Source organism: Streptomyces sp. MK37H (assembly GCF_018035285.1).
GTDB lineage: Bacteria > Actinomycetota > Actinomycetes > Streptomycetales > Streptomycetaceae > Streptomyces > Streptomyces endocoffeicus.
Genome location: NZ_JAAAYH010000506.1, coordinates 1 through 6,099, shown reverse-complemented (window position 1 = coordinate 6,099; position 6,099 = coordinate 1). Strand labels below are relative to the sequence as shown.

Below are 6,099 nucleotides of genomic sequence, written 5' to 3'. Positions count from 1 at the left end.
GGCCCGGTGGCGGATCGGGCGGACGGCGGACGGGAGGTGGCGGGGCGGCGGAAATCATGACTGGACGTCGCCTTTCGTGATGTCAACTCACCCCCGGACAGCGTGGCTTTACGGCCGAACACGGCCGCACACGTCAGCGAGGGAACGCGGACGGGCAGCGTCATGAAGGCCGGAAGCGGTGGGCCCGGGGAGGAAACGAGGAAGACCAGGGGATACGAGCGGCACGAGGCGCTCGGGACGCGGCGGATCGTGGCGGATCGCGGAACGGGAAAGGGGCGATCAGCGACAGATGGCGCTGGCGGTGCGCCGGAAGTCCACGTATCGGCACACCACACCGGGGTGCGTCGTCAGCATGTGCCCATGGTGAGGGGCGAGGACCGGCGAAGTCAATGGACACCTTTCGGTGTCTCATTCGCCAAGACGGCTACGACCTGGACTTTTCTCCTCCGCGCCGGTGATGAGCGCCGGATGGGTGGCCGCCTCGTCCGGGTGCAGCCACAGCGGCCCGCCCGCCGTCTCCACCCGTACGGCCGCGGGCGGGGGAGTGGTTCCACCCGTCAGCAGCGACAGATCGGGCCCGGTCAGGCTGCGGTACTCGGTCAGGGCCTCCTCCGGGCCGATCGGGGCCGCCTCCCACAGCTGACGGGGCGCCACCGTGCGCAGCGCCGCCAGGTACTCGGGCATGCTCCGCCACCCCGGCGCGGCCACGCGCCCGCCGGGCCCGGAGAACACCAGCGTGGGCAGCGCGTAGCGCACCCCGCCGTCGGTCTCCTTCACCCCCGTGCCATGCGGCCCCGGGGCGTGGAAGGCATGCGCCTCCGGGATGGGATCACGGGCCTCGGCATGGTCCCGCCGGACGGCCGCCACCACCTCCGGGTCGCCCATCTCCGCGTCCAGCCGCCCCATATCGACACCGTCGAGGCCGGCCAGGGCGTCGAGCACCCGCTCCGCCGTATCGGCCGGGGTGCCCAGCACGAACGTGGTCTCGCGCAGCCGCCGCAGCACCCGCTCCGCGGCCGTCGCGCCCTGCCGCTCGGCCGCCTTCGCGGCGAGCGAGGCCGGCCGGCTGGTGGCCGCCACCCAGCGCAGCCGGTGGGCATAGGGCGCCCGCGTATGGCGGGCGATATCGGCGATATAGCGGCCGTACCAGGCGGTCTCGGCGGCCGGATCCGGTGCCGGGTCGTCGTCCTCGTCGAAGAGGATGCCGAACACCCGGCGCCAGTGGGTCCGCCCCGCGGTGAGTGCCCGCAGCAGGCGGAACGCGGGCTCGGAGCCCCATGCCCACGGGCAGGCCGGATCGGTGTACTCCACGATCTCGACGGCCTCGTCACCGTCCGTCTCGGCGCTCCGGGGCCGGTCCGGGCGTACGGACGTCATGCGGCCAGCCGCTCGCGGACCAGATCGCTCAGCGCGGTGGCGGTCAGCACCTGGCGCACATGGTCCTCCATCCCGCGCCACACCCCGGGCAGCCCGGCCGCCGGGCCGCGATAGCCGAGGTCGTCCAGCCGCTCGCCGCGAAGCGTCAGGAACGCCCCGTCCACCGCGAGCACGATGTCCGCGAGCGTCGTCTCGGCGGGGTCGCGGGCGAGCCAGTAGCCACCCTCGCAGCCGCGCTGGCTGCGCACCAGACCGGCCTGGCGCAGATCGCGGAAGACCGCCTTGAGGAACCGGAAGGGGATGTCCTGGGACGTCGCTATCGCCTCACATGTGAGCGGCCTGCCGGCGTCCGCGGCCAGCTCCGCCAGCGCCCGGACCGCGTAGTCCGCCTTCGCCGAGATCTGCATACGGCCATTATGCAGCGTGGATTTCACGGTGTTGTGCCTGGTGAACGAAAGGACACCTGTTGACATCCATTACCGGTGCTTTCTACGGTCGGTGGCATGACGACGCCCGGCGGCGACCCCGCGCAGCAGCACGACGCGTTCCATCCGCATCTGAAGGCCACCGCCCCCGACGGTCCGTTGCGATCGCGTCTGCACCACATCCGCACCGAGGACGTCGACCCCGGCACCGCCCAGACCGAGGGCATGCGGCGGTTCGCCGCGATCAGCGGCCAGTCGGTGGGGTCCGAGCGGCTCTGGATGGGCCAGACCCATGTGGCGCCGGACACCACCTCCGCCAACCACCACCACGGCGAGTCCGAGACGGCCATCTTCGTGGTGCGGGGCCACCCGGAGTTCGTCTTCGCCGAGGAGCGGGACGGAAACGTCGAGGAGGTCCGGCTGCGCACCCGGCCGGGTGACTACATCTTCGTACCGCCCTATGTGCCGCACCGGGAGGAGAACCCGGACCCCGACGACGAGGCGGTGGTGGTCATCGCCCGCAGCACCCAGGAGGCCATCGTGGTCAACCTGCCGGAGCTGTATGTGCTGTAGCGCGGGGAGTAGCCGGCCGCGCGCACGGATGGCCGCATCGGACCGGCCGACCATGCATCCGCCCGGCGCTCGTGGGTAATCGCCTCTGCTGTGCCCCCTCCATCGACGAAAGGAGCGGCATCGTGAGCGACGACCGGCGACCGGAGGAACGCGAGGAGCGGGGCGGGATCCCGAGGGACCTCCCCGACCAGCAGGCGCAGGACGGGCCCGACCACCTGGACGTGGCGGGCGCCGGCCACGAGCCGGACGATGTGGACGACATCCCCGAGACGGACGAGTCCGGCACCGGACGGCGGGGGAGGCCGCAGACCGGGAGCGTACACCCCGAGCAGCCCGTCCCGGACGAGTCCTCGGGGTGAGCACCCCAGGCGCAACGGGGGTCAGGTGCCGGCGGGGCGGGCGCGGACATGGAGGCGCTCGCCCTGCGCCCCGAACAGGGAGAGGAACTCCACCGGCTGGTCCCCGGCGTTGGCGAAGCCATGGGGAGTGCGGGTGTCGAATTCGGCGGCCTCACCGGCCGTGAGCACGAGATCGTGCTCGCCCAGCGCCAGCCGTAGCCGCCCGGAGAGCACATAGAGCCACTCATAGCCCTCGTGCACCCGCTGCTCCAGCGGTTCGTCGCTCCTGCCCTGCGGCCGGGGCGGCATGATCTGCTTGTACGCGTGCAGCCCGCCCAGATAGCGGGTCAGCGGAATGAACGTCTGGCCGTGCCGGGTGAACGGCCGTGGATGGACGCGGGGATCCCCGGTGGCCGGCGCCCCCACCAACTCGTCCAGCTGCACTCCGTAGGCCTTGGCCAGCGGCAGCAGCAGTTCCAGGGTCGGCTTGCGCTGCCCCGACTCCAGCCGCGACAGGGTGCTCAGCGAGATGCCCGTCGTCTCGCTGAGCTGGGCGAGGGTGGTGCCACGGGTGCGCCGCAGCGCCCGCAGCCGGGGTCCTACGGCGGTCAGCACCTCGGTGAGGTCTTCGTCAGCCATACCTTCATTTGCCACCCCGGCAAAGAAGTTTGTCAAGTGGCCACGGCCGGACGCACTCTCTTGACCCAACGAAGGGAGCGCATCCGACATGACCACCAAGCCGCACGACATCTCGCCCGACACCACGCACCGGGAGTCCTGGGACACCTTCTACAGCGCCGAGGACCGCGTCTGGAGCGGCAGGCCCAACGCCGCCCTGGTGCGCGAGGTCACCGGGCTGACCCCCGGCCACGCACTGGATCTGGGCTGCGGCGAGGGCGCCGACGCCATCTGGCTCGCCCGGCAGGGCTGGCGGGTCACCGCCGTCGACGTCTCCCAGGTGGCCCTGGACCGCGGCGCCGGACACGCGGCGTCGGAAGGCGTCGGCGACCGCATCGAATGGCAGCCGCACGACCTGTCCGTGTCCTTCCCGGCCGGCACCTTCGACCTGGTCTCCACCTACTTCCTCCACTCCTGGCTCGAACTGCCCCGGGAGCGGATCCTGCGCAGCGCCGCGGGCGCCGTCGCACCGGGCGGAGTGCTGCTGATCACCGGACACGCCGGATTCCCGTCCTGGGCGCCGGACCCCGATCCGGACTTCCACTTCCCCACCCCCGAGGAGGTGCTCGCCGGGCTCGACCTCGCGGACGGGGAGTGGGACGTCCTCGTCAGCGAGGTGCATGAGGAGAAGGTGACCGACCCCGAAGGAAAGCCGGCCACCCGCATCGACAACACCGTGAAGCTCCGCCGCCGCTGACGGCGATTCCCGGCCGCTGACGGAGATTTCCCCGCCGCCGGCGAGGACGCGCCTCGCCGCCCTCAGGAAGGGGCTGACGAACCGGTGCGCCGGAACGCCCAGTCCATGCGTGGCTCCACCAGAGCGCGCAGGACCCGTCGCACCGGTTCCGTGCACAGTGCGCTGATCATGAGCACCGCGGCAGCCGTGACGGTGAGCTCCCCGAGCGGGGTGTGCAGCCACGGATGGTCGTACCAGTCCCAGAAGCGGGACGACTTGATGATGAAGCCGTGCAGCAGATAGCCGTACAGCGTGCCCGAGCCGAGCGCGGTGAACCAGGTCCGGCGCCCCGGCACCCAGGCCAGGAAGCAGGCCGTCAGCACCAGCGCCAGGCTGAAGAGGGCGGGCGTGGTGAGCAGACCCGCCCAGGACGGTACGCCGTCCAGCTTGGCGACGCTCTTGCGGTGGTAGAACCACTCCGCGTCCATCCAGGGCGCCACCGCGTACGCCGTGCACAGGGCGAAGGCCGCCACCGGAAGGGCGATCAGCCGGGCCCGCCGGGTCCGCAGCCGGGTGCTGTGGTCCGGGCGCAGGGTGAGTCCGACCACGAAGAACGGGAGGAACGCCAGCACCCGCTGGAGACCGAGATCCCCGCCCGCCTCCGGAGAGATCGAGGCCAGCGCGGCCACCGCCAGCGCGACCGGCACCGGATGGCGCAGCGCGAGCCACAGCGGGGTGGTGACCCGCCAGATGAACAGCGCGGCCAGGAACCACATCACATACCAGGGGTCGAGCAGGCTGATGGGATAGCCCGGATCGTCCTGTGCCCAGCGGTAGAAGAGCGTGTACGCCACCTCGAAGACCAGGTATGGCACCACGACACCAGTGAGCAGCCGCTTCACCCGCCCCGGCGCCATGTCGAAACTCCGCGAGAAGTAGCCCGATATGAGGGCGAACGCGGGCATGTGGAACGCGTACACCGTCAGATAGATCGCGGTGGCCGCCCGGCTGCCGTAGGTGAGCGGCTCCCATGCGTGGCCGCACGCCACCAGCACGATGGTGAGGTACTTCGCGTTGTCGAAGTACGGGTCGCGCGTCCGGCCTCCGGACGCGCCGCCATCGCGCGGCCGTGGCACGGCCGGTGTTGTGGTCACACGGGCGGCGGTCTCCTGCTGCACAGATTCTCCCGGACACCTTTGATCGAGCCGACAGTCGAATCCTGGTCGTCTGCCCCGCTCTGCCCCTCTCATGCGGCCCAGGACTCGGATCCCAGTACGTGCGGCCCGGCCGCGGCGTTCACCGGCGGGTGGGACGTCCCGGGGATCCCTGGATGGCCTCGGCCTTTCTCCTCAGGACACGGGGAGCCGGCTGAGCGAGGTGAGCTCGGCGTGTGCGGAGGCGAACAGCAGGGCCACGGCCAGGGCGCCCGGGTCGGGGACGCCGCGCGAATGGTCGCCGGTGTAGCTGGCGCGCCCGCGGCGGGCGCGCAGATCGGTGGTGGAGCGGGCGCCCCGATGGGCCGCCACCGCGGCCACATGGAGTGCGTGCGCTGGGTCGGCGGTGGGTTCGCAGGAGGCGAGGGCCCGCGCGGCGGGGACGAGGGCGTCCACCATCGTCTTGTCGCCCACCTCGGCCTCGCCGACCCGCTGGATCGCGGCCGCGCCGGCGGCGGTGCCGAGGGCCAGTGCCGCGGTCCCGGGCGGGGCGGCGGCCATGCCCAGTGCGTCGGCGAGCTCCTGGAAGAGCAGCCCGAACAAGGGGCCGCTGGTGCCACCCACGTCGTCGAGGAAGACCCGCGCGGCGGCGTCCAGCGGCGCGTCCGGGCCCCTCCGGCTCTCGCCGTTCCCCGCGCCCGCCGCCACGGCGTCCAGCGCACGGCGGACACCGTCCATCCCGGTGACCAGGTTGGCGCCGAAGTCCCCGTCGCCCGCCTTCTGGTCGAGGGCGGTGAGCTCGGGCTCCACGGAGCGTACGGTGGCGGCGAACCGTGTCATCCAGTCCATGACGGCGGTGTGGGTGAGGCCCTTGGGGC

General features: G+C 72.0%; 8 protein-coding genes. 3 read left to right on the top strand and 5 right to left on the bottom strand.

Annotated features, from left to right (window positions below; all coding sequences use genetic code 11):
* Window positions 1-408 precede the first annotated feature (408 nt).
* Window positions 409-1,377: a DsbA family protein gene (locus GWI24_RS39165; RefSeq protein ID WP_210950792.1), complete on the bottom strand. Its 969-nt coding sequence runs from the start codon at window positions 1,375-1,377 to the stop codon at window positions 409-411.
* A complete protein-coding gene (locus GWI24_RS39160; RefSeq protein ID WP_210950791.1) occupies window positions 1,374-1,784 on the bottom strand; it encodes an Rrf2 family transcriptional regulator in 411 nt (136 codons plus the stop codon). Before GWI24_RS39160 ends, GWI24_RS39165 begins: the two co-directional genes overlap by 4 nt.
* A gap of 96 nt (window positions 1,785-1,880) precedes the next feature.
* Between GWI24_RS39160 and GWI24_RS39155 the strand changes: the two genes are divergently transcribed.
* Both GWI24_RS39155 and GWI24_RS39150 read left to right on the top strand, forming a co-directional pair.
* Window positions 1,881-2,375, top strand: a complete 495-nt coding sequence (locus tag GWI24_RS39155; protein ID WP_210950790.1) for a cupin domain-containing protein — start codon at window positions 1,881-1,883, stop codon at window positions 2,373-2,375.
* A gap of 122 nt (window positions 2,376-2,497) precedes the next feature.
* The gene (locus GWI24_RS39150) at window positions 2,498-2,734 is read left to right on the top strand and encodes a hypothetical protein (RefSeq protein ID WP_210950789.1); all 237 of its coding nucleotides are present in this window, start codon (window positions 2,498-2,500) and stop codon (window positions 2,732-2,734) included.
* Between the two features lie 21 nt (window positions 2,735-2,755).
* On the opposite strand, the gene GWI24_RS39145 is transcribed toward GWI24_RS39150, so the two are convergent.
* On the bottom strand, window positions 2,756-3,352 hold the full coding sequence (locus GWI24_RS39145; protein WP_210950788.1) for a helix-turn-helix domain-containing protein: 597 nt from the start codon (window positions 3,350-3,352) through the stop codon (window positions 2,756-2,758).
* A gap of 88 nt (window positions 3,353-3,440) precedes the next feature.
* Between GWI24_RS39145 and GWI24_RS39140 the strand changes: the two genes are divergently transcribed.
* Window positions 3,441-4,088 carry a bifunctional 2-polyprenyl-6-hydroxyphenol methylase/3-demethylubiquinol 3-O-methyltransferase UbiG gene (locus GWI24_RS39140; RefSeq protein ID WP_210950787.1) on the top strand — a complete coding sequence of 216 codons (648 nt, stop codon included), beginning with the start codon at window positions 3,441-3,443 and terminating at the stop codon, window positions 4,086-4,088.
* Window positions 4,089-4,150: 62 nt separating this feature from the next.
* Here the strand turns inward: GWI24_RS39140 and GWI24_RS39135 are convergent, their stop codons facing one another.
* Both GWI24_RS39135 and GWI24_RS39130 read right to left on the bottom strand, forming a co-directional pair.
* Window positions 4,151-5,221: an acyltransferase family protein gene (locus tag GWI24_RS39135; RefSeq protein WP_308344244.1), complete on the bottom strand. Its 1,071-nt coding sequence runs from the start codon at window positions 5,219-5,221 to the stop codon at window positions 4,151-4,153.
* A gap of 195 nt (window positions 5,222-5,416) precedes the next feature.
* Window positions 5,417-6,070 carry a DAK2 domain-containing protein gene (locus GWI24_RS39130; protein ID WP_210950793.1) on the bottom strand — a complete coding sequence of 218 codons (654 nt, stop codon included), beginning with the start codon at window positions 6,068-6,070 and terminating at the stop codon, window positions 5,417-5,419.
* Window positions 6,071-6,099: the final 29 nt, after the last annotated feature.

Coding starts and splice junctions, on each gene's coding strand:
- GWI24_RS39165 (WP_210950792.1), bottom strand. CDS start 1,377: ATGACGTCCGTACGCCCGGACCGGCCCCGGAGCGCCGAGACGGACGGT.
- GWI24_RS39160 (WP_210950791.1), bottom strand. CDS start 1,784: ATGCAGATCTCGGCGAAGGCGGACTACGCGGTCCGGGCGCTGGCGGAG.
- GWI24_RS39155 (WP_210950790.1), top strand. CDS start 1,881: ATGACGACGCCCGGCGGCGACCCCGCGCAGCAGCACGACGCGTTCCAT.
- GWI24_RS39145 (WP_210950788.1), bottom strand. CDS start 3,352: ATGGCTGACGAAGACCTCACCGAGGTGCTGACCGCCGTAGGACCCCGG.
- GWI24_RS39140 (WP_210950787.1), top strand. CDS start 3,441: ATGACCACCAAGCCGCACGACATCTCGCCCGACACCACGCACCGGGAG.
- GWI24_RS39130 (WP_210950793.1), bottom strand. CDS start 6,070: ATGGACTGGATGACACGGTTCGCCGCCACCGTACGCTCCGTGGAGCCC.